Origin of the sequence: Corynebacterium jeikeium, from assembly GCA_003955985.1 — a bacterium.
GTDB lineage: Bacteria > Actinomycetota > Actinomycetes > Mycobacteriales > Mycobacteriaceae > Corynebacterium > Corynebacterium jeikeium_D.
In genome coordinates this window covers 2,248,409-2,268,928 of the sequence record CP033784.1, presented here as the reverse complement: position 1 = coordinate 2,268,928, position 20,520 = coordinate 2,248,409, and the positions used below count along the sequence as shown (strand labels likewise).

Genomic DNA, 20,520 nt, shown 5'->3' with positions numbered 1-20,520 from the left:
ATCACGAGATCATGGCAATTCACGCAACCCTCGCGGGCATTCCGCGGATAGGGCGTAATCGTGAGCTCAAAAAAGCTCTGGAAAACTACTGGCGCGACCCGGCGACCGGCGGCCTGTTGGCCGCGACGGCGCGCAACACTGTCAATAGCTACATTGGCGCAGCGTTGAAGGTAGGAATCGACTCGGTTCCGACAATTGGGCGCTCGTTCTACGACTCCATGCTGGATACATCGGCGCTGCTCGGAGTGCTTCCAGCTCGCTTTCAGGATGTCCCGAAAACGGACGGTTCCAACCTGCCGGAATGGATCAACCACTACTTCGCCACCGCTCGCGGTACGAAGACGCAACCGGCATCCGCAATGACCAAGTGGTTCGACACTAATTACCACTACATCGTTCCGGAGCTGTCAGCCGATACTGAATTTACCTCTGACCTCACTGACTGGTTGGATGATTCCTGCAGCTTGAACAATGGCGCCACAACGATGCTGCGCCCTCATTTGATTGGTCCTGTGACCTACTTGAGCCTGTCGCGTACCGACGATGGTTCGAACCCACTCGGCCTGCTGGAAAAGTTGACCGATGCGTACGCGGAAATCATCGCTCAACTGGGGGATAAGGGCTTTGAGTGGATTCAGCTCGATGAGCCAGTATTGGTCACTGACCTCGATGAAGTGACTCTTGCTAGGACTCGCCAGGTCTACGAGAAGTTGGCCGACGTGGCGGAGTCTGCGAATACCAAGTTGTGGGTGCAGACCTACTTTGGTGATGGTGATCAGGCGCTGGAAACCCTTTCTGGCACAGGCGTGCAGGCCATTGGTTGCGACCTGGTAGCAGGTAGCTCCGAGTTGCCGCATTGGACTGGCAAGGAACTGCTGGTTGCGGGCATTGTCGATGGTCGTAATGTGTGGCGCACCGACTTGGATGCAGCTCTGGCGACGCTGGAGAAGCTGGCAGCCCGAGGCCCCATCGCGGTGTCGACTAGCTGTTCGCTGCTACACGTGCCGTATTCCCTGACAGCGGAAGACCCGAGCGAAGAGGATGCCGAGGTGCTGCAGTGGCTGGCCTTCGGGGATGAGAAAATCGCCGAGGTGACCCTCTTGGCGAGAGCGCTTGATGCCAGGTTGAATGACCACCAACTCGATGCCGCGGATTTGAAGGCGTTGAGTGAGTCCCGGGCCGCACTGGCATCGAGGGCAGAGTCGAAGCGGATTGTTAAGCCTGAAGTTCGTGAAGCTTTGGCGGCAATCGAGGCCAGCGACCGGACTCGTTCCCCGTTTGCAGCTCGCCAGGCGGCTCAGGCTGAGGCCCTTAACCTGCCTCCGCTGCCGACCACCACAATCGGTTCCTTCCCGCAGACCAATAGTATTCGTCGTGCACGTGCGCAGCTGCGCACGGGAGAGCTGACCCCAGCTGACTACGAGTCGGCAATGCTCGCTGAAATTCGATCTGCCATTGAACAGCAGGAAGAACTGGGGCTCGATGTGCTGGTTCACGGTGAACCTGAGCGCAACGACATGGTGCAGTACTTCTCGGAGCAGCTGGACGGCTACCTTGCCACCACCAATGGCTGGGTCCAAAGCTATGGTTCCCGCTGCGTGCGGCCGCCGATTCTCTACGGTGATATCACCAGGCCAGAGCCGATGACGGTGCAGTGGTACAAGGCAGCGGCAGACATGACTGACCTTCCCGTCAAGGGAATGCTCACCGGGCCAGTGACTATGTTGGCATGGTCGTTTGTCCGTGATGACCAGCCAATCGGTGACACTGCGGATAATGTTGCGCTGGTTTTGCGCGATGAGATTGCAGATCTCGTGGCCGCTGGAGCGCAGATCGTACAGGTCGACGAGCCTGCCATTCGCGAGTTGTTGCCCCTGAATGAAGCGGACCAGCCCGCCTACCTGAAGTGGGCTGTGGGGTCCTTCCGCCTGGCTACCTCTGGCGTGACTGACGACATTCAGATTCACACGCATATGTGCTACTCGGACTTCAATGAGCTCATTGACACCGTCGATGAGCTCAACGCCGATGTCACGTCCATCGAAGCAGCTCGCAACGGTATGCAGGTGCTCGCAGCGCTGAAAGATGAGGGATACGTTCGCGGGATTGGTCCAGGTGTCTGGGACATCCACTCGCCTCGCGTGCCGACGGACGGAGAAGTCAACCAGCTCGTGGAAGATGCGCTTGAAAGCGTTGACCCCAACCTGCTGTGGATTAATCCGGACTGTGGTCTAAAGACCCGAGGTTGGGAAGAGGTTACGGCTTCACTGAAAGTATTGGTAGCCGCAGCTCAGCAGGCTCGGTTGCAGCTAGCAGAGTAAGTCGCGAACTGCATAGCCGCAAAATAAATAGTGGGTTAAGTAGCAAAAAGTGTGTCCGCTCGGCGTGTCGCCGGGTGGGCACCTTTTGCTACTTAGCCCTACTTAGCCCCAATGCGAGTTAGTGACCTCGGTTATGGCTGGCAGCGGGCCAATGGAGTTACTGACCGCGTTTATAGCAAAAATTGTCCGAAAAATGGCTTGAAAGTGTCATAAACTCTCACAGTTTCACATTTGCAGCCCGTTGTGCCTACCAGGCTCCTACCTAAGCCCCCCACTCAATCCGGGCTACTTCTTGGCCACCACTGGCTCAATTGGGTTACCTCGCCAGGAGGTGTGCGCAGGAACATGGTCACCGCGCATGACGAGAGAACCGGGTTCGACGCGGCAGCCGTCGTCAAGCACAGATGCCGGCAGTGCGACTGAGTGCGGTCCCAGCACGGAGCCGTGTCCGATGTGGACGGTGTCGAGCGTCATCACGCGGTCGGTGAACAGGTGCGTCTGAACGACACAACCACGGCCGACAGAAGCGCCCCGCTCGATTTTGACAAGGTCGGTCTCGGGCAGCCAGTACGTCTCCAGCCACACCCCGTGGCCAACGTTCGCGCCGAGCAGACGCATCGCGCGTGCGATACCGCCGGTGGCCATCGCCGGGTTCAGGTACCACGGTGCGGCAACCATTTCGACGAATGCATCCTGCAGCTCATTGAGCCAGACGAACTTGCTCCACAGTGGGTGATCACCGGGCTTGTGCTTGCCGACGCACACCCACTTGGCCACGACCGTGATGAGCAGCCCCAGCACACCAACAATCAGTAGCACGGCAGGGGAGAGCAGCCACGCGACCAGCAGGCCGAGCAGGGCAGCGCCAACGCCACCTGCAGTGACCAACTCCGCGGTGAACATGCCAAGGGCCTGCAAGATAAACAGCGTGACCGTAGCCAACATGAGAGAGACCATCGGTGCCAGGACGCGCAGTGTCTCGACGATGCCGCGGGCGACCTTCAATCCCGTAGTCGGACGGTAGGTCTGCGCCGACTCATCGCTGGAGACGGTGCCCACGCGGCGCATGCGCTCTGGCGGCGAACCCCACCAGTTGGAGCCGGACTTGGTCTTCTTCGGGGTAGAGGACAGCACGGCCACCAGCGAGTTCTTCGCCAGCTTGCGTTCTGGAAGCGTGATGCCGGAGTTGCCCAGGAAGGCGCGCTTGCCGATGCGGGAGTCACCCACCAGCAGCCAACCGCCGCCGAGCTCGTAGCTGCCGACCATGGTGTCGTCAGCCAAGAAGGACTCGTCCTTGACGTGCAAGAACTTCGGAATACCGATCGCGGTGGAGACTTCGCTGTCGTGACCAATTTGGGCGCCCAGTGCACGCAGCCACAGCGGCGTCAACATGGAGGCGTAGATGAAAAATAGGTCGTGACGGGCAGCGTCCATCAGGCGAATTGTCGCCCACGACTGCCAACCCACGCGCGAACGCACCGGGAACACTCCCGGCTTCAGGCCGATGCTGAACAGGCGCACGAGAATCAGCGTCAGCAGGGCATACACCGCAACACCGACGAAGGTGGCGGGAATAGCCCACAGCACGGCGCTACCCAGCGTTGGCCAGAGATTCGAGGTGGTTAGCTCGGTGGTGCCGTCGATAAGCCCCGTGCCCCAACCGATGACAGCAGCCATCGCGACCGCAGCGGACAGCGGCACCAGCGTCAGTAACACAGCAGTAAGACCGTAGATAGCCACCCAGTGGCGACGCGCCGGCGGGACTTCCTCCGGGAAGCGGTGCTTGGACCGGCCGACCTTGCGAGCCGGGGAACCCGACCAGCGCGCACCAGCCTTGACCTTCTTTTCACCGGTGACGGTGGAACCCGCCTCGATGTGAGCGTCATTGCCGATACGCGCGCCGGGCAGCAGCGTGGAACGGGCACCGATGCGGGCGTGCTTGCCAATAGTGACCTCGCCGACGTGGACGACATCACCATCGACCCAGTATCCGGACAGGTCTACCTCCGGCTCGATCGAGCAGTAATCATCCAGTTTGACCAGACCCGTCACCGGCGGCAGCGCGTGCAGATTCACGCCCTTACCAATGCGGGCACCCAGCATGCGGGCATACCACAGCACGAACGGAGCGCCCGCCACAGAGTGGGCGCCAGAGCTCTCCGCCAGGCGTTCGGCCGCCCATAGCCGCAGGTGTACCGAACCGCCACGCGGGTAATCACCCGCGGTGATGTTGCGCGTGAGCAGGCGTGTCGTCGCCGCGTTGATGGGCATGACCCCCAGCGGGGTCAGGAACAGCACGGCCAGTACGGCCACCAACCAGCCTGGTAGCGCCAGCGGTCCGCCGATAACCCAGTTGATAATCGCAAGCCACGTTACCCAGCGCATGCCACGTGCCCACTGCAGAGGCACCATGAGGCCGACCTGCGCCCAACGGGTCTTGCGGGAGACAGGCGTCGGCTCGGGCACCTTTTCCAGGTGAGCGGTGGGGTCTGGCGCGTCGGCAAGCATGTCGTCGCTGATGAAACCGCGAGCGACCAATTCCTCGGCGAGGTTTCCCAGGCGTGGGTGGTCGTAGAGATCGCGCACGGCGACCTGTGGGGCGCGCTGACGAATGCGCGCGATGACGCTCGCCGCCGCCAGCGACGTGCCGCCCAGGGCGAAGAAGTCCGAGGCTGCGCCGGGCGCAGGTACGGACAGCACGTCGGCCCAGATATCGGACAGCCATTTCTCCACAGGGCTCAGCTTGTCGACGTCGCCCTCACCCGCACGTGCAGGCAGTGGCCACGGCAACGCCGCCTTGTCGACCTTGCCGGAGGTGCGAACCGGCAGCTCATCCATGATGTGCAGGCGTGGCACCATCGCGGCTGGCATGGCATCGCGGAGGGTGTCCATGCACTTGTCGTAGTCCATGGCTGCGGCGTCGCCACCGGCGCCGACGTAGCCGACCAGGATGGAGTCGCCAGCACCGGTCTTCTGCACCACGACAGTCGCCTGAGTAGCGCCGGGGAGGGCAGCCAGGTGCGCCTCGACCTCGCCGAGCTCAATACGGCGCCCGCCGATTTTCACCTGATCGTCGACGCGGCCGGTGAAGTACAGTCCGCCCTCATCCATGATGACGTGGTCGCCGGTGCGGTACGCGCGCTCCCAGCCCAGGGCTGGCAGCGGCGCGTACTTCTCGGCGTCCTTCTCCGGATCCAAGTAGCGCGCGAGTCCCACACCGCCGATGACTAGCTCACCCTTCGTGCCCGGTGGGACGGGGTTGCCCTCCTCGTCGATAACGGTGAGGTCCCAGCCGTCCAGAGGAAAACCAATGGTCACGGGCTTGCCAGGCTTCAGCTCGATGCCGGAGGCCACGACGGTGGCCTCGGTGGGGCCGTAGGTGTTCCACATCTCGCGCTCAGGGGTGGACAGGCGCTCGACCAGCTCTTGCGGGCAGGCTTCGCCACCGACGATGAGTAGGCGCACGCTGTCGAGTGCTTCAGCGGGCCACAGGCCGGCCAGTGTTGGGACCGTGGAAACGGCCGTGATGTGGCGGGAAATCAGCCATGGGCCCAGGTCTACACCGGAGCGCACCAGCGAACGTGGGGCCGGCACCAGGCAGGCGCCATTTCGCCAGGCCAGCCACATTTCCTCACAGGAGGCGTCGAAGGCGACGGACAGTCCGGCGAGAACGCGGTCGTCCGGGCCGAGCGGCCCTTCCGGGTGGTTGGCCAAGAACCAGCGGGCCTCCGCATCGACAAAAGCGGCGGCGCTGCGGTGGGTGACCGCCACGCCCTTGGGCTTGCCGGTGGAGCCAGAGGTGAAAATAATCCAGCAGTCATCGTCAGGAGTGGGCTCCTGCGAGATGATCTCGCGTGCGTTCGGCGGCGTCGGTTCCGTCGCTTCCTCGTCGGAGTCGGCGTCGAAGTCCAGCGGGCGGGGGCGATTACGCGCCGTAGAGCCAGCCAAATGTAGGCCTTCAGCATCGAAGTAACCAGCGATACCGGCCTCGCCGAAGACCATTTCGGCACGCTCGTCGGGGTCGTCCGCATCCACCGGAACGTAGGCGGCACCGGCAGCCATGATGGACAAAATTGCCAGGTAGAGCTCGCGGCTTCCCGACGGCATCCGCACACCAATGCGGTCGCCGCGACGGATGCCCTGTTCGTAGAGCCACGTAGCTGTGGAATCAATCTCGTTGATTAATTCCGCATACGTGACGACAACCTCGCCGTCATCGATGGCCTCAGCCTCAGGGAACCTTCGCGCGGTCGCCCGGACAATGTCAATGAGTGTGCGCTCAAGCGGCTGTTCCGTAGCACGTAGGAACTTCGCTTCAGTGGTTGTCACTTGAGAGCCCCCTTCTTATTCTTCTTCTTGCGCTTTTTCTTCTTCGACTTCTTACGTTTAGGACGCGGGGCATCGCTTGACGACGTCGCCTGCGTCTTATTCTCCGCCATGTCCTTGGTGTCTGTCTCAGTGGCCGTGACCTCTGGGATAGCGGCCTCGGGGTTCTTCGCGCCGGCATCGGTTTCGGGGCTTGCAGCGGAGTCGTCGGCAAGCGATGCAAGCAGCGCGCGTACCTCGGGTGCGCATTCGGCGACGGCGGCGCGTTCGGCTCTGCGGAGTGAGCGTCGCAGAGATGCGCGGGTGGTGTTGCCCGTTTCTGTCAGCGCGATGAGCTGGCGGCGTCGATCCTTGGAGTCTCGGGTGCGTTCGACTAGATTTGCCGACTCCAGAGAGTCAATCAGGCGAACCATGTCAGAGCGGTCCATGCCGAGCAGCGCGCTCAGCTCGGTTTGAGCCATGTCGCCGCCATCGGCGATGGCCTCCAGAACCCAATAACCGCGGATGGAAATCGACTCAATCTGAGTGCGGCCAAGAGCCGCGTTGACACTGGCGCGGACAGCCGCATCGAGCTGCGCCAGGCACCAGGACGCGGATTTGCGCAGGGCGGCCGGTGCGACGGCGAGTTCGCTTGCGGAGCCGGGCTTGCACTTGGACTTAGCGCTGGCCTTGTTTTTGGCTTTCGCTCCCTTGCGAGCCTTCTTCGCCTTGGTGCCGCTCTGTGCGTCGACAGCAGGCACCTTCGCGTCTACGTCGGCTGCCACACCACCGCTGGTGTCGGCTGAGTCCGCCGAGGAAAGTACGGATGAATCAGACATACTTCCCATACTAGACAATCTGGGGAACCATCAATAATGGGACATGGCCAACTAATAATGCCCATGTTTGCCTGCGGATTGTTAGAAGGTCGGTGCTTTGGGGTGGGTAAATAAATGAAAAACTGCCCTGCAGGTAGGCAGGGCAGTTGTAGTTGATTTAGTTGGCTTTCTCCATTGGGCGGCCGAAGTGCTCCCAGTCGATCATGCCGCCGGTGATGACGATGGTGTCGATACCGTTCTTCTCCAACCAGGAAGAAACCTGAGCGGCGCGTCCACCGGAGCGGCACATCAGGTAAATGTCGGAATCCAAATCTAGCTCGCCGTAGCGGGACGGAATCTCTTCCATGGGGATGTGAACGGCGCCGGTGGCGTGGCCGTCATCCCACTCCATCTGTGAGCGGACATCAATGATCTGTGCGTCTTCGGGTACTTCAGATACGTTTACGGTTTCCATAGTGCGCACTATACGCAATCTGACCTTATCGCCGGAAGCACAAAGGCCGCCGGAGGAAAACTCCGACGGCCGTAGCGCTGAATCACAGGAACTGCGTCAAAGGTGCGAGCCCCAGGAAGGGAGATTGGCTAGCGCAATTCTTACTTGTGGCTCTTACTTGTGGCGCTCGATAGCCTCAGCCAGGATGCGCTCAGCCTCAGCCTTGTTGCCCCAGCCCGAACCGGAAACTTCCTTGCCCGGCTCCAGGTCCTTGTAGTGGACGAAGAAGTGCTCAATCTCGTCCTTGGTGAACTGGGAAACATCGTCGATGTCCTGGTAGTGGTCGAAGCGGACATCATCCAGGACGCACAGCAGCTTGTCGTCGCCGCCGGCCTCGTCGGTCATCTTGAAAACGCCGAGCGGACGAGCCTTGACAATAACGCCCGGGAAAACCGGCTCCGGCAGGATCACGAGAGCGTCCAACGGGTCGCCATCCTCGCCGAGGGTTTCATCGATGAAGCCGTAGTCGGCCGGGTAGGCCATTGGGGTGAACAGGTAGCGGTCGAGGTAGACCTTGCCGGTCTCGTGGTCGACTTCGTACTTGTTGCGCTGACCCTTCGGGATCTCAATAGTGACCTCAACGCTCACGGCGATGACTCCTTATAATCGGTGTACACTTCTCTGACGGCTATCTTATGCGAAACCCGCTCAAAACCGTTTATTTGTGCACCTTAAGTGAGGTTTTGTTTTCAGGAAGAAGGTGTTTGTGACCGTGGGTAGTACCGACTCTGACAGCTCCAAAACCGCCGCTAAGGGCACGCAAAAATCGCCCAGTTCCGTAAAATCCGGCAAATCCAAGAAGTCGCGCGGACTGAAAATCGGCGGTGCCATCGCCGGTGTTCTCGTTATCGCAGCGGGCAGCGGCGTAGCGGTTGTCGTCAATAACAATCGTCAGATTGTTGTCGATGCACCGCCCGCGGTCAGTCATGTCTCTGCTCCTGTGACGGCGGCGCAGTCTTCGCTTGACGACGGCGCTCTGGCCCAAAAAGTCAGCGCCATCATGGACGCTGCTGCGGCCGATCCAGCCTTCGGTGAGCTGCATGGAATTGTTAGCGATGCTACTACCGGCCAGAAACTGTGGGGGATCAATGACACCGCGGTGGCCTTGCCGGCGTCCAGCATGAAGATTCTCACTGCGTCTGCCGCACTGTTGGACTTAGGTGAAGATCATCGGGTTTCCACCCGTGTCTCCCGGATCACGGGGACTGATGACATCGTTTTGCACGGCGGGGGCGACCCTACCTTAAGCAAGGACGGGGAAGGGTTCTTCCAGGACTCGGCTTCAATCGCTGAGTTGGCGAAAAAGATTTCCGTGGTCATTCCGGAGGGGGTCGGCAAGGTTTATCTCGACAACTCTCTATTCACCGAGAGTTTCCACGAGACCTGGGAGCGCGAGGGGTTGGAGGACGGCTACATCGCACCGGTGGAGTCGGTGATGATGGATGCCGGTCGTATCGATCCGACGAATGAAGAATCGCAGCGCAGCGCCACGCCCGCTGCGGATGCAGCTGATGCGCTGGCGAAGGCGCTTGGTGCGGAAAACGGAGGCAGCTTGAAGGATGCGGCCAAGGATGGTCAGTCACTACCTCTGGACCCAGACATTGTTGCGCTCGTGCAGTCGGCTCCGCTAGTTACCCGTGTGCACGAGATGATGATTTACAGCGACAACGTGCTCGCAGAGTCCATTGCCCGTGAGGTGGCTATCTCTCGCGGTCTGCCGCCGACCTTTGAGGGGGCCGCACGTGCCGTGCGTGACACTCTCGCGGAGCACGGTTTTCCTCTCGATGGTGCGGTGCTGTCGGACTCCAGCGGCCTGAGCACGGATAACCGTATTTCTCCGCAGCATCTCTCCGAGGTGCTCAATTCCGCCGCGGGGCCGGTGGAATCGGCTGAGCAGGGAGGACTGGCGGAGTCGCAGGAGTCGTCGGAAAGCACTGCGTTGCGGTTGCGCCCACTGTTGGACAGCCTGCCGGTGGCGGCAGTGTCCGGCACTCTGGCGACGCGCTTTGCTGGTCAGTCCGGGGCGGGCATCGTCCGTGCGAAGACAGGCACGCTGAATAAAGCCTCGGCGTTGGCGGGATATGTGGTGACGAAGTCGGGGCAGGTGCTGACGTTCGCACTGATTTCCAACGAGGCGAGCCTGTTGCCGGCAAGAGCTGCGTCCGATAAGGCAGCGAGCGCCCTTGCGGATATCTAAACTGAGATTCATTTGCCACTGAAAATAATTTGAGGAGATGAATCCGCAATGGCCTCTCACACTTCCGCGATTAGGAATTTGCCAACCGTTCGCGAGATTGCCGCACAGGTCCGCGAGGGAAAGCTAAGCCCCGTGGACAGCGTGCAGCGCAGTCTCGACGCTATCGCCAGACTGGATGGAGGGATTCATGCCTTCCGCGAAGTGTGGGCGGATAGGGCTCTGCAGGCTGCGCGGGAACTCGAGCAAAGCGAGAAACTCTCGGAGTTGCCGCTTGCAGGTGTGCCATTTGCGCTGAAGGAAAACACCGCTCTAGAGAACCCGTTTGTCCAGCAGTTGACTAGCGCCGGTGCAATCGCGGTGGGAACTACGGTGAATCCGCAGTTCTGTACGTGGGGGACGACGACGCTGCCGGGGCTGGCAGTCGATAATCCGATTCTGCCGGGGCACACTCCGGGTGGGTCCTCCGGTGGATCCGCAGCGGCTGTCGCCGCTGGGATGGTTCCGTTTGCGCAGGGCAACGACGGCATGGGGTCACTTCGTATCCCTGCAGCGTGCTGCGGGCTTTCGACTCTGAAGGCGACCCCGGGAACAATGCCGGGGCGCGTGGGCGGCAATGACTGGTACGGAATGTCTGTCCAAGGGGTGCTCACAGTCAATAACGATGACTTGCGCCTGATCACCAAGATCCTCACAAATGGCATGGTGGATGCGGAGGACCCGGCGAAGACCCTGCCTGAAAACTTCGCAGTCAGCGTGGACACCACTGCGCCCGTATTCGGTTTGAAGGCTGCACCGGAGTACGTCGATGCGGCACAACAGGCGGCGAGAGTATTCGCGGACAAGGGCTTTGCCGTCTCGGAAAAGAACATGCCGTACCCGCTGAACCCACTGCCGATGCTCGCGCGCTGGACTGCGGGGGTGGCGGATCAGCTTCGCGACGAGCCGCGCCCTGATCACCTGGAGTGGCGCAATCGAGTCCACGCCGGCATTGGACGCTTGCTGCGTTTCACAATCAATGGCCGCCAAGTGGCACGCGATGGCGCTCGCATCGAGCGTGAGCTACCGGGTGACACCATCTTGATTACCCCGGCTCTGGCCAAGAACCCACCGCGAATTCGCGCATGGCATCGCATGCCCTGGATTGTGAACCTGCTGTCCAATCTGCGCTTCACTCCCTACGTCTCGACGTGGAATTACCTGGGATTCCCGGCTGGCATCGTTGTGGAACCGACCTCTGGGTTGCCGGTGCAACTGATTGCGCGCCCGACCCAGGAGCGAATTCTGCTTACCGCGATGGAAACCATCGCAAGTGGTGGGCGCGTTGGCTAGACCTTTTTGGCCGGACCGCAGCCCTCATTTCCTCATCATTCGGCAAGCTGTCCGCGCGATAGTGCAGCAGGTGGGGCAGGAATTGGGCAGCGGTGTCGTCATTGGGCTTTCCGGTGGTGCGGATTCGCTGGCCCTGACCGCCGGGGCCTGTGCGGAAGCTCTCGGGCCCAAGGGTGCGCTGGCCGGCCGCAAAGTCCACGCCGTCGTAGTTAATCATCAGCTTCAGCAGGGCTCTGCAAAAGTTGCCGAGCGCGCCGCCCACATTGCTCGGGGGATGGGGGCTACGGCCGAGGTTATCGCGGTCGATATCAACAACAATTCCGACCGTGGTCCCGAATATGAGGCGCGTTTGGCACGACACGCAGTGCTACGGGAGGTCGCCCAATCTCGAGGTGCGGCGCTGATGCTCGCCCACACCTTGGACGACCAGGCGGAAACAGTTTTGCTGCGGCTGGCCAGGGGAGGCGGTCCGCAAGCGCTGTCCGCCATCCGCGACAACCTCACGTGGTCTGACGGGACTCGGATTCTGCGCCCGCTGCTCGGTGTGCGACGCTCAGATACTCAGCTCTGCTGCGAAGAGCTGGGCTTGAAGGTGTGGCACGACCCGCACAACCATGACGACCATTACGCCCGCGTCCGGGTTCGAAAGACGATTTTGCCGCTGCTGGAGCAGGAGCTGGGTCCGGGAGTTGCGGAAAATCTCGCTAAGACTGCGGCGATTGCAGCAGTCGACAATGACTTTTTGGACGCTCACGCCGATTCGGCTCTGCATGCGCTGCTGGGGGAGGAAGAGGCGTCGGCAAGCGGGAGCCTGTCTGTGCGAGGGGTGGCTGAGCTTGACGACGCCATCGCGGTGCGTGTCCTCGCACGTTGGTTGCGGCAGGCGGGTGCGGAGCCCAGCAGTAAACAGATTGACATGGTGATGGCGCTCGTGCACCGCTATCACGGCCAGGGCGAAGTGCCGGTGACCCGCGGTCGCGATGGTGCTGACAGAAATGCCAGGTTGGTCGTTGAGCGAAAAGATGGCACTCTACAATTGGTAATGAATCGTCCCGCGGTGCCTTAAGAAGGGTGCCGCAATCCAACTTCCGGCGGCTGAGAACAATCGGTTGCCATAACCCTGAACTTGCACTGGGGCAGTTACGCTCCATCGACACGCCGCCATAGAAGTGCGGAAAGGAAATGCGATGCATGATGTGAAGGATTTCAACGTCCCCGCAAACCCCTACGGCGATGAGGTAGAGGCAGTTCTCATTGGCGAAGAGGAGCTGCATGCTCGCATTGCCGAGATGGCGCATCGTGTGAATGAGAAGTACAAGGATGCCGACAGCGATCTGATTCTGGTCGCAGTGCTCAAGGGTGCGGTGTTCTTCCTGACTGACTTCGCTCGTCAGCTCAGCATTCCCAGCCAGATGGAGTTCATGGCGGTTTCCAGTTACGGAAACTCCACCTCGTCGTCAGGCGTGGTGCGTATTTTGAAGGACCTGGATCGCGATATTGAGGGACGCGATGTTGTGATCGTCGAGGACATCATTGACTCCGGCCTGACCCTGTCCTGGTTGATGAAGAACCTGCGCAACCGTAATCCGCGCTCCCTGGAGGTCATTACGCTTTTGCGTAAGCCAGAGGCTGTGCGCACCAGCCTGGATGTTGCGGATGTTGGCTTCGACATTCCGAACGAGTTCGTCATCGGTTACGGCCTGGATTACGCCGAGCGCTACCGCGACCTGCCGTACGTCGGCACGCTTCACCCGCGCGTTTACCAGGGCTAGGTCTGTCTTCGGCGCTTATTGCACAGTGCCGATGCTTTACGACGGGCATTGCGCGCGTACCCTCCCGCAGTTCTAGCTGTCTTCTAGCTGTGAAAAGTAGGAGTTGGAAACTTTTTTCGGTTGCGATGCGTTATGCCTACTGTGGGGTCAGGTGCCATGAGCCCTGGCCCCACGTTGTGTCATTGATGTGTCTTCGAGAAGAACTCGTTGATGCGTACAATTAATAAAAGCAACTAATAGATGTAGAGAGCGAAAAGCGAACCCACTGTATGGACAAGAAAAAGGTGTTCCGGTTTGCCACCGTTGCCGGCATCATCCTGATTATCCTCTTTGCTATTACTCAGCTGGCGGATGATTCCCGGGAATACCGCGAGGTGGATACGTCCGTTGCCCTGACCCAGTTGGATAAGGGCAATGTCACGGAAGCTCAGATTGACGATCGTGAACAGCGAATTCGCCTCACCCTGAAGAAGGGCGTGGAGGTCGAAGGTACTGAGGACGTCACGAAGGTGATGACCAAGTACCCAGCGCGTGCGACCGACCAAGTCTTTGACAAGGTCACCGCCGCCAAGGGTATGGAGAAGTTCGATACCAAGGTCACGCAGGATTCCTTCCTGATGTCCACCTTGGGCTTCCTGCTGCCGATGGTGATCTTCTTCTTCGTCATCATGTACTTCTTCAGCCGCATGCAAGGCGGCAAGAACGGCATGTTCGGCTTTGGTGGCAACCGCGCCAAGCTGCTGAACAAGGAGACCCCGACCAATACGTTCGAGGATGTTGCTGGTGCCGATGAGGCCGTCCAGGAGCTCGACGAGATTAGGGATTTCCTGCAGCACCCAGCTCGCTACGAAGAGCTCGGCGCGAAGATTCCGCGTGGTGTTCTGCTCTACGGTCCTCCCGGTACCGGTAAGACCTTGCTGGCCCGCGCCGTCGCTGGTGAGGCAGGAGTGCCTTTCTACACCATCTCGGGTTCGGACTTCGTTGAAATGTTCGTCGGTGTCGGTGCCTCTCGTGTCCGTGACCTGTTTAATCAGGCCAAGGAAAACAGCCCGTGCATTATCTTCATCGACGAGATTGACGCCGTCGGTCGCCAGCGTGGTGCCGGTATGGGCGGCGGCCATGATGAGCGTGAGCAAACCCTGAACCAGCTGCTGGTGGAGATGGATGGTTTTGGTGATCGTCAGGGTGTGATCATCATGGCTGCGACCAACCGTCCGGATATTCTCGACCCGGCGCTGCTGCGTCCGGGCCGTTTTGACCGACAGATTCCGGTGGGCGCACCAGACCTGAAGGGCCGCGAGGCAATTCTGAAGGTCCACGCCCGGAACAAGCCGCTTGGGCCGGATGCGGATCTGACGTCGCTGGCGAAGCGCACCGCCGGTATGAGCGGTGCTGATCTGCAGAACGTGCTGAATGAAGCTGCGCTGCTGACTGCTCGCGTCAACGGCAACATCATTACTGCGGATGCGTTGGAAGAGGCAGTCGACCGAGTTATCGGCGGTCCGCGCCGTACCTCCAAGGTGATTTCCGAGCAGGAGAAGAAGGTCACCGCCTACCACGAGGGTGGCCACACCCTGGCTGCGTGGGCGCTGAAGGACATTGAGCGTGTTTACAAGGTCACCATCTTGGCTCGCGGTCGCACTGGTGGACATGCGCTGACCGTCCCCGAGGACGACAAGGGCATGTATAACCTGCCAGAGCTCTTTGCCCGTCTGGTCTTCGCCATGGGTGGTCGCGCTGCCGAGGAGCTGGTGTTCGGATTGCCGACTACCGGTGCTTCTGCCGATATCGAGCAGGCCACCAAGATTGCTCGCGCCATGGTGACCGAGTACGGCATGTCGCCGGAGCTCGGCCCGGTGAAGTACGGGGAGGAGCAGGGCGACCCGTTCGTCGGCCGCGGTGGCAGCGGCTCTTTGGACTACTCTCCGGAGGTGGCAGCAACCATTGATCAGCAGGTTCGTTTGCTGATCAATAAGGCTCATGACGAGGCCTACGCCATCTTGAAGGAAAACCGCGACACTCTCGATGTTCTGGCTGAGAAACTGCTGGAGAAGGAGACTCTGCGTCGTCCGGATCTGGAAGTTATCTTCACCGATGTCGTTCCCCGTGAGCGCCTGAACTTCTTCGATAGCGACACTAAGCACCCGGCCGATGGCCGCGAGCCGGTGAAGACACCGGTGGAGTTGGCAATCGAGCGCGGCGAGGAACCGCCGAAGCGTGTCAACATCTTCGCGCCGGTGCGCCGCCGCGAACCGGAGAACCAGGACGCGGGCAACAACGGCAATGGTCAGGGGCCGGCAGGCTCCGCTGGTGCCGGTAATGCTAGTGTCCCGGGTTTGCCGGGCGCCCAGCAGGACCGACCGAATGTTCCGGTTTACGGTGGCACCCCACCGCCGGCTGGTTGGACCGCTCCAGGTTGGCCGCCGAAGGATACCGGCAGCACGCACAGTTCGGCTCCCGCACCGGCACCGGCGCCTGCGCCGACTCCTCGCCCTGATGGGCAGAACCAGCCGGGTTCGCAGGAAGGCCAGGGCAACGCGCGTGGCCAGCACCCGGGCACTGCTAACTACCCGGCAGGTGCGCCGGACTTCGGCTCGAAGGCAACCGGTACGGGTAGTAACGGTGGCAACGGCCCCGCGAATATCCCTGCCCCTCCGAAGATGCCGTGGGACAGGCAGGGCGGACGTCACCGCCAGGACAACTCTGGCAGCGATGCCACCCCGACTACGGTGATGCCGTCGGCAGGACAACAGCAGGAGCTGCGCGGATTCCGCCTGCCGGATAACGAGCAGCCGGAACACACAGAACGTCCGGAAAACCCGAAGAACGCCGACAATTCCGATGACAAGGGGGCACAGATGCACGATTCGGATAAGGACGGCGTCGTCAAGCGAAACGAAGACAACAGCGCCTGGCAGGACAAGCCGGACACCAACGAGGAGCGATAAGTACACATCATGGAGCGCGAATTCGATCAGGGGCGGGCCGAGGCTGCGGTTCGTGAACTGTTGATTGCCGTCGGTGAGGATCCCGACAGGGAAGGCCTGAAGGAGACACCGGCGCGAGTGGCGCGAGCCTACCGTGAGGTTTTCGCGGGCCTGTTTGAAGATCCGTCTGAGGTGCTGGCAAAGACCTTCAACGAGGATCATCAAGAACTCGTTTTGGTGAAGGACATCCCGATTTACTCCACCTGTGAGCACCATTTGGTGCCGTTCTTCGGCGTTGCCCACATTGGTTACATCCCGGGCAAGGACGGTCGTGTGACGGGCTTGTCCAAGCTCGCTCGTCTGGTCGATGGCTATGCGAAGCGCCCGCAGGTGCAGGAACGTCTGACCAGTCAGGTTGCGGATGCCTTGGTGGAGCGGCTGGATCCGGCCTCGGCGATCGTCGTCATTGAAGCGGAGCATCTCTGCATGGCCATGCGCGGTATCCGCAAACCGGGTGCGCGCACGGTGACCTCAGCCGTCCGCGGTGGCTTCAAGACGGATGCCCGTTCGCGCGCAGAGGCAATGGCGCTCATCCGCAAGAGCTAACGCAACAGTTAAATGGTCGATTGGAAAGGCTGGACAACAAGGTGACTGAATCCCCCTTGCAAGCGCAGGCAGGACAGCCGGCGGAGATGGGTATCGAGAATCAGCTCTGCAAAGTGATGGGCATTGTCAACGTCACCGAGGACAGCTTTTCCGATGGCGGCCTGTACAAGACCTTCGACGCGGCGATTGCCCATGCGCACGAGCTGCTCGCTGAAGGCGCACATATTCTCGACATCGGTGGCGAGTCCACTCGCCCCGGCGCACACCGCGTTTCCGAGGATGAGGAAATTGCCCGAGTCGTGCCGGTGGTCCGTGAGCTCGCGGCAGACGGGCACCTGATCAGCGTCGATACTATGCGCGCAAGTGTCGCAGAGGCAGCAATCGCCGAGGGCGCGGTGTTCATCAACGATGTCTCCGGCGGTCTCGCAGACCCCAACATGTACGCAGTCTGCGCCGATGCCGATGTGCCCATCTGCCTGATGCACTGGAAGACCGATCGCTTCGGCTCCGCTTCTGGACGCGCCGAAACTCACCCGGACGGCATTGTCGCCGATGTCCGTGAGCACCTGCTTCAGCTTGTCGACGGTGCCATGGGCGCCGGCATCGTCGAGGAAAATATTGTCCTGGATCCAGGCCTGGGCTTTGCCAAAAACGCCGATGACAATTGGGCGCTCCTCCACGGCCTGCCGGAGCTTATTGACCTCGGTTTCCCCCTGTTGGTCGGTGCTTCCCGCAAGCGTTTCGCCGCCGCCGTCGGCAGTGAGGCTCGCGCGCCAAAGCAGGCTGATGCCGCGACTACCGCAATTTCCGCGCTGTCCGCAGCGGCGGGCGCATGGGCGGTTCGAGTTCACAATGTGGCCGACAACCTCGACGCAGTGCGGGTGGCGCAGGCATGGAACCTTGGCCGCTCACTGACCGGTTACACCGCGGCCGGCGACTATCCGGAAGGTGGCTCTAACCGCGCTGCACAGCACGATGAGTCTCCTGCTGAATCGCCAGCCGAGGCGGCTCTGGAAGGAGACGAGTAGAAACAGTGGCTGATCGCATTGAACTCAAAGGTCTGAAAGCCCGCGGCTACCACGGCTGTCTCGACTTCGAGCGCCGCGATGGCCAGGACTTCATCTGTGATGTCACCCTGTGGCTGGATTTCTCCGGTGCCGCTGCCAGCGACGAGCTGGACGACACCGTCAACTACGCCGACATTGCAGCCACAGCGCACGGGATTTTGACCGGCACTCCTCGCAACCTCATCGAAACAGTCGCGACCGAGATCGCCGAAGCAGTGCTTGCCGACGACGACGCCCGCGCCGAACGCGGATTGTCCCCACTGTTGCATGCGGTGGAAGTGACCATTCACAAACCACATGCGCCCATTCCGCTCGACTTCGATGACGCTGCGGTGACAGCCCGCCGTTCGCGGAAGAAGCGGTTGGCATGATTCGCGCAGTTCTTTCTATCGGCGCGAACATGGATCGCGCGCGAGAAAACCTAACAGGTGTGCAGGACTTCTTCGCCGATGAATTGGTCGCAGCCTCAAAAATTTATGCCACCCCGCCTTGGGGTGGGGTAGAGCAGGGCGACTTCCTCAACGCCGTACTCATTGTCGATACGTCCCGGACACCAATGGAGCTACTGGAAGCTGGTTGGAAACTGGAAAATGATGCTGGTCGAGTACGTGAAATTCACTGGGGACCACGGGCGCTCGACGTGGACATTGTGCAGGTCATTGACAAGAACTCCGGCGAGGAGATCATCTCTGACGATTCGACTCTGACCCTGCCGCATCCGTGGGCAACCGAGCGTGCCTTTGTACTGGTGCCGTGGCTCGATGCCGACCCGGATGCCGAATTGGGGGGAGTTCGGGTCGCAGCACTCGTCGATAAGCTGGCACCTGAAGACGTAAACGCAGTGCGTCTAGCAGACAGCGCGGATGGAGAAGAGGCCTAGAGATGAAACCGACCTCACCGATTACGTTGGCTGCATCTGCGCTGGTTCTCGCGCTGGCGTCATGGATGATCGTGGCACAGTTTTTCGGTGCGCTCGGGCCACGAAGTTGGTGGGACCTGGGGTTTCCCTGGTTGCTCACAGCTGTCTGTGTGGCGGCAGCGCGGTGGATTAAGTCGGTGCTGAAAGAGGGGAAGGTCGGGCAGGATCGCAGCCAGGTGCAGCCGTTAACGTTGTCGCGATGGCTGGTGGTCGGTACGGCATCCGCATGGTTGGGGGCGATTCTCGGAGGTTTGTACGCCGGTGGCGTGCTGTGGGCTTTGCCGAAGTGGACGGAGCTTGCGGCTGCACAGGCCGACGGGCCGATCATGATTGTCGGCACAGTATCCGGCATTTTGCTCGCTGCGGCGGGGCTGTGGCTGGAAAAAGTTTGCCAATTGCCAACTGATGGCGAAAATTCTTCGCCTCCTAGCGGGGAAATGGGAACTAACTCGGTAGGGTGGGAGTTATGACTGACCTCTCCAACGCCGGTAATGACCCGAAGCGCTCGGGTGATGCCGCATATTTTCAGGGCGACGCGGCAGCTACTTCGTCGGATATGGCCGAGTCTCCGTCTCCGTCGCCTTCTTCGGCTTTCGAAAGCTACTCCGCTGGGGCTAACTCCGGGGCTGATGCGGCATATGCAGATGAGCAGAGCAATGATGTGACGAAATTCAGTTCTACCGATGGTATGACGGAGAAAACCGCCGTCATTCTCATGGTTGTGCTGCTGGTGCTCGCGGTGATTGCCAGTATCGTCATGCTCTTTGCCTCCTCTGCCGGGTGGATGAAGGTTGCCGTGCTGCTGGCGTTGTGGTCGGCAGTTATCGGGGCTGTGCTGGTGACTCGATACCGCAAGACCATTGCGCTGGAGCGCAAGCGGTTGGAGACAATCGAGGAACTGCACAAGGTGGAGCTTGACCGCGAGCTGGCTACTCACCGTGAGCAGGAGCTGATTCTCGAGCAGAACTACCTGGACTCGCTTGAGGGTAACAACGATGACAACATTGCGGCGCTGCGCGCTGAGGTCTTTGCACTGCGTGCCCAGCTTGCTGAGTTCATGGGGGAGGATTTCGACGACGAGCAGGTTGCTCTTCGCGCCCAGGCCGAGCGTCTGCGTGAGCTCGACTCGCCACAGCAGGCCTCGCCGATGAAGGATCCGACCGGTCACGACCGGCCGACACCACGCGCGACTTCCCACCGCGCTGAGATGACCGCTAACGGCACTGTTGGCGTTCATACCCAGCACGGCGGCACGGGCTCCGCTTCCTCCGCTTCGCCGGTTGAAGACGCCGAGGCCACCGACATGCGCCGTACATTCTCGCCGTCTGGCCAGCCGGTTGACGTCCACGAAGTCGCCGATTCCAAGGATGACGAAGCCGTTTCCAAGGAGAAGTTCTCCACTAACTCTTTCCGCGCCATCAACTGGCAGGAAACCCCGGCCGAGGACGCCGCAGAGGATGATTCTCAGGGCGGTGCTCACGAGGCACACGGTGCACGGCACCCATTCGCTGCGCCGGAATCGGACGATGCCTCGGACTCTCCGACTCGCCAGCTGCAGGCCATTCGCGATGAGGACCTCGCAGAAGAGCCAGCTCAGAAACCGGCTCAGGCTCCTGAGCAGGAGCCTGCAAGCCACGGTCGGCGCCGTGCTGAGGACAACAAGGGCAGCCTGACGGTTGCCGAGCTGATGGCGCAGATGCGCAAGAAGAGGGAGCAGCGCGAGGACGAAGAGGCCTAGTCGCTTA

At 60.8% G+C, this 20,520-nt stretch carries 16 protein-coding genes; 12 read left to right on the top strand and 4 right to left on the bottom strand.

Going from position 1 to position 20,520, the window contains the following annotated elements; genetic code table 11:
* Positions 1–11: 11 nt before the first annotated feature.
* A complete protein-coding gene (locus tag EGX79_10045; GenBank protein ID AYX82484.1) occupies positions 12–2,321 on the top strand; it encodes a 5-methyltetrahydropteroyltriglutamate--homocysteine S-methyltransferase in 2,310 nt (769 codons plus the stop codon).
* A 285-nt stretch (positions 2,322–2,606) separates the two neighbouring features.
* Here the strand turns inward: EGX79_10045 and EGX79_10040 are convergent, their stop codons facing one another.
* The 4 genes from EGX79_10040 to EGX79_10025 form a co-directional block, all read right to left on the bottom strand.
* A complete protein-coding gene (locus EGX79_10040; GenBank protein ID AYX82483.1) occupies positions 2,607–6,650 on the bottom strand; it encodes an amino acid adenylation domain-containing protein in 4,044 nt (1,347 codons plus the stop codon).
* Positions 6,647–7,465 (bottom strand): MarR family transcriptional regulator, encoded by an 819-nt coding sequence (locus EGX79_10035; protein ID AYX82482.1) that lies wholly within the window; start codon positions 7,463–7,465, stop codon positions 6,647–6,649. Before EGX79_10035 ends, EGX79_10040 begins: the two co-directional genes overlap by 4 nt.
* A gap of 157 nt (positions 7,466–7,622) precedes the next feature.
* Positions 7,623–7,919 (bottom strand): rhodanese-like domain-containing protein, encoded by a 297-nt coding sequence (locus EGX79_10030; GenBank protein AYX82481.1) that lies wholly within the window; start codon positions 7,917–7,919, stop codon positions 7,623–7,625.
* Between the two features lie 153 nt (positions 7,920–8,072).
* Positions 8,073–8,552: an inorganic diphosphatase gene (locus tag EGX79_10025; protein ID AYX82480.1), complete on the bottom strand. Its 480-nt coding sequence runs from the start codon at positions 8,550–8,552 to the stop codon at positions 8,073–8,075.
* Between the two features lie 106 nt (positions 8,553–8,658).
* On the opposite strand from EGX79_10025, the gene dacB reads away from it, so the two are divergent.
* From dacB to EGX79_09970, 11 genes are all read left to right on the top strand, one after another.
* Positions 8,659–10,155, top strand: a complete 1,497-nt coding sequence (gene dacB / locus EGX79_10020) for a D-alanyl-D-alanine carboxypeptidase/D-alanyl-D-alanine-endopeptidase (GenBank protein AYX82479.1) — start codon at positions 8,659–8,661, stop codon at positions 10,153–10,155.
* 48 nt (positions 10,156–10,203) lie between these two features.
* The gene (locus tag EGX79_10015) at positions 10,204–11,484 is read left to right on the top strand and encodes an amidase (protein AYX82478.1); all 1,281 of its coding nucleotides are present in this window, start codon (positions 10,204–10,206) and stop codon (positions 11,482–11,484) included.
* A gap of 37 nt (positions 11,485–11,521) precedes the next feature.
* Positions 11,522–12,550, top strand: coding sequence for a tRNA lysidine(34) synthetase TilS (tilS, locus tag EGX79_10010; GenBank protein ID AYX82797.1), 1,029 nt, complete (start codon positions 11,522–11,524; stop codon positions 12,548–12,550).
* 121 nt (positions 12,551–12,671) lie between these two features.
* Entirely contained in the window at positions 12,672–13,256 is a 585-nt protein-coding gene (gene hpt / locus EGX79_10005; GenBank protein AYX82477.1) for a hypoxanthine phosphoribosyltransferase, read from the top strand.
* A gap of 269 nt (positions 13,257–13,525) precedes the next feature.
* A complete protein-coding gene (gene hflB / locus EGX79_10000) occupies positions 13,526–16,204 on the top strand; it encodes an ATP-dependent zinc metalloprotease FtsH (protein AYX82476.1) in 2,679 nt (892 codons plus the stop codon).
* Between the two features lie 9 nt (positions 16,205–16,213).
* Positions 16,214–16,789: a GTP cyclohydrolase I FolE gene (folE, locus tag EGX79_09995; GenBank protein AYX82475.1), complete on the top strand. Its 576-nt coding sequence runs from the start codon at positions 16,214–16,216 to the stop codon at positions 16,787–16,789.
* A gap of 86 nt (positions 16,790–16,875) precedes the next feature.
* Positions 16,876–17,817 (top strand): dihydropteroate synthase, encoded by a 942-nt coding sequence (gene folP / locus EGX79_09990; GenBank protein AYX82796.1) that lies wholly within the window; start codon positions 16,876–16,878, stop codon positions 17,815–17,817.
* A 5-nt stretch (positions 17,818–17,822) separates the two neighbouring features.
* Positions 17,823–18,227, top strand: coding sequence for a dihydroneopterin aldolase (gene folB / locus EGX79_09985; protein AYX82474.1), 405 nt, complete (start codon positions 17,823–17,825; stop codon positions 18,225–18,227).
* Positions 18,224–18,736: a 2-amino-4-hydroxy-6-hydroxymethyldihydropteridine diphosphokinase gene (gene folK / locus EGX79_09980; GenBank protein AYX82473.1), complete on the top strand. Its 513-nt coding sequence runs from the start codon at positions 18,224–18,226 to the stop codon at positions 18,734–18,736. The genes folB and folK overlap by 4 nt, the downstream gene beginning before the upstream one ends.
* Before the next feature lie 2 nt (positions 18,737–18,738).
* Positions 18,739–19,245 (top strand): DUF3180 domain-containing protein, encoded by a 507-nt coding sequence (locus EGX79_09975; GenBank protein ID AYX82472.1) that lies wholly within the window; start codon positions 18,739–18,741, stop codon positions 19,243–19,245.
* Complete coding sequence (locus EGX79_09970; protein ID AYX82471.1) at positions 19,242–20,513, top strand: hypothetical protein; 1,272 nt, start codon at positions 19,242–19,244, stop codon at positions 20,511–20,513. The genes EGX79_09975 and EGX79_09970 overlap by 4 nt, the downstream gene beginning before the upstream one ends.
* Positions 20,514–20,520: the final 7 nt, after the last annotated feature.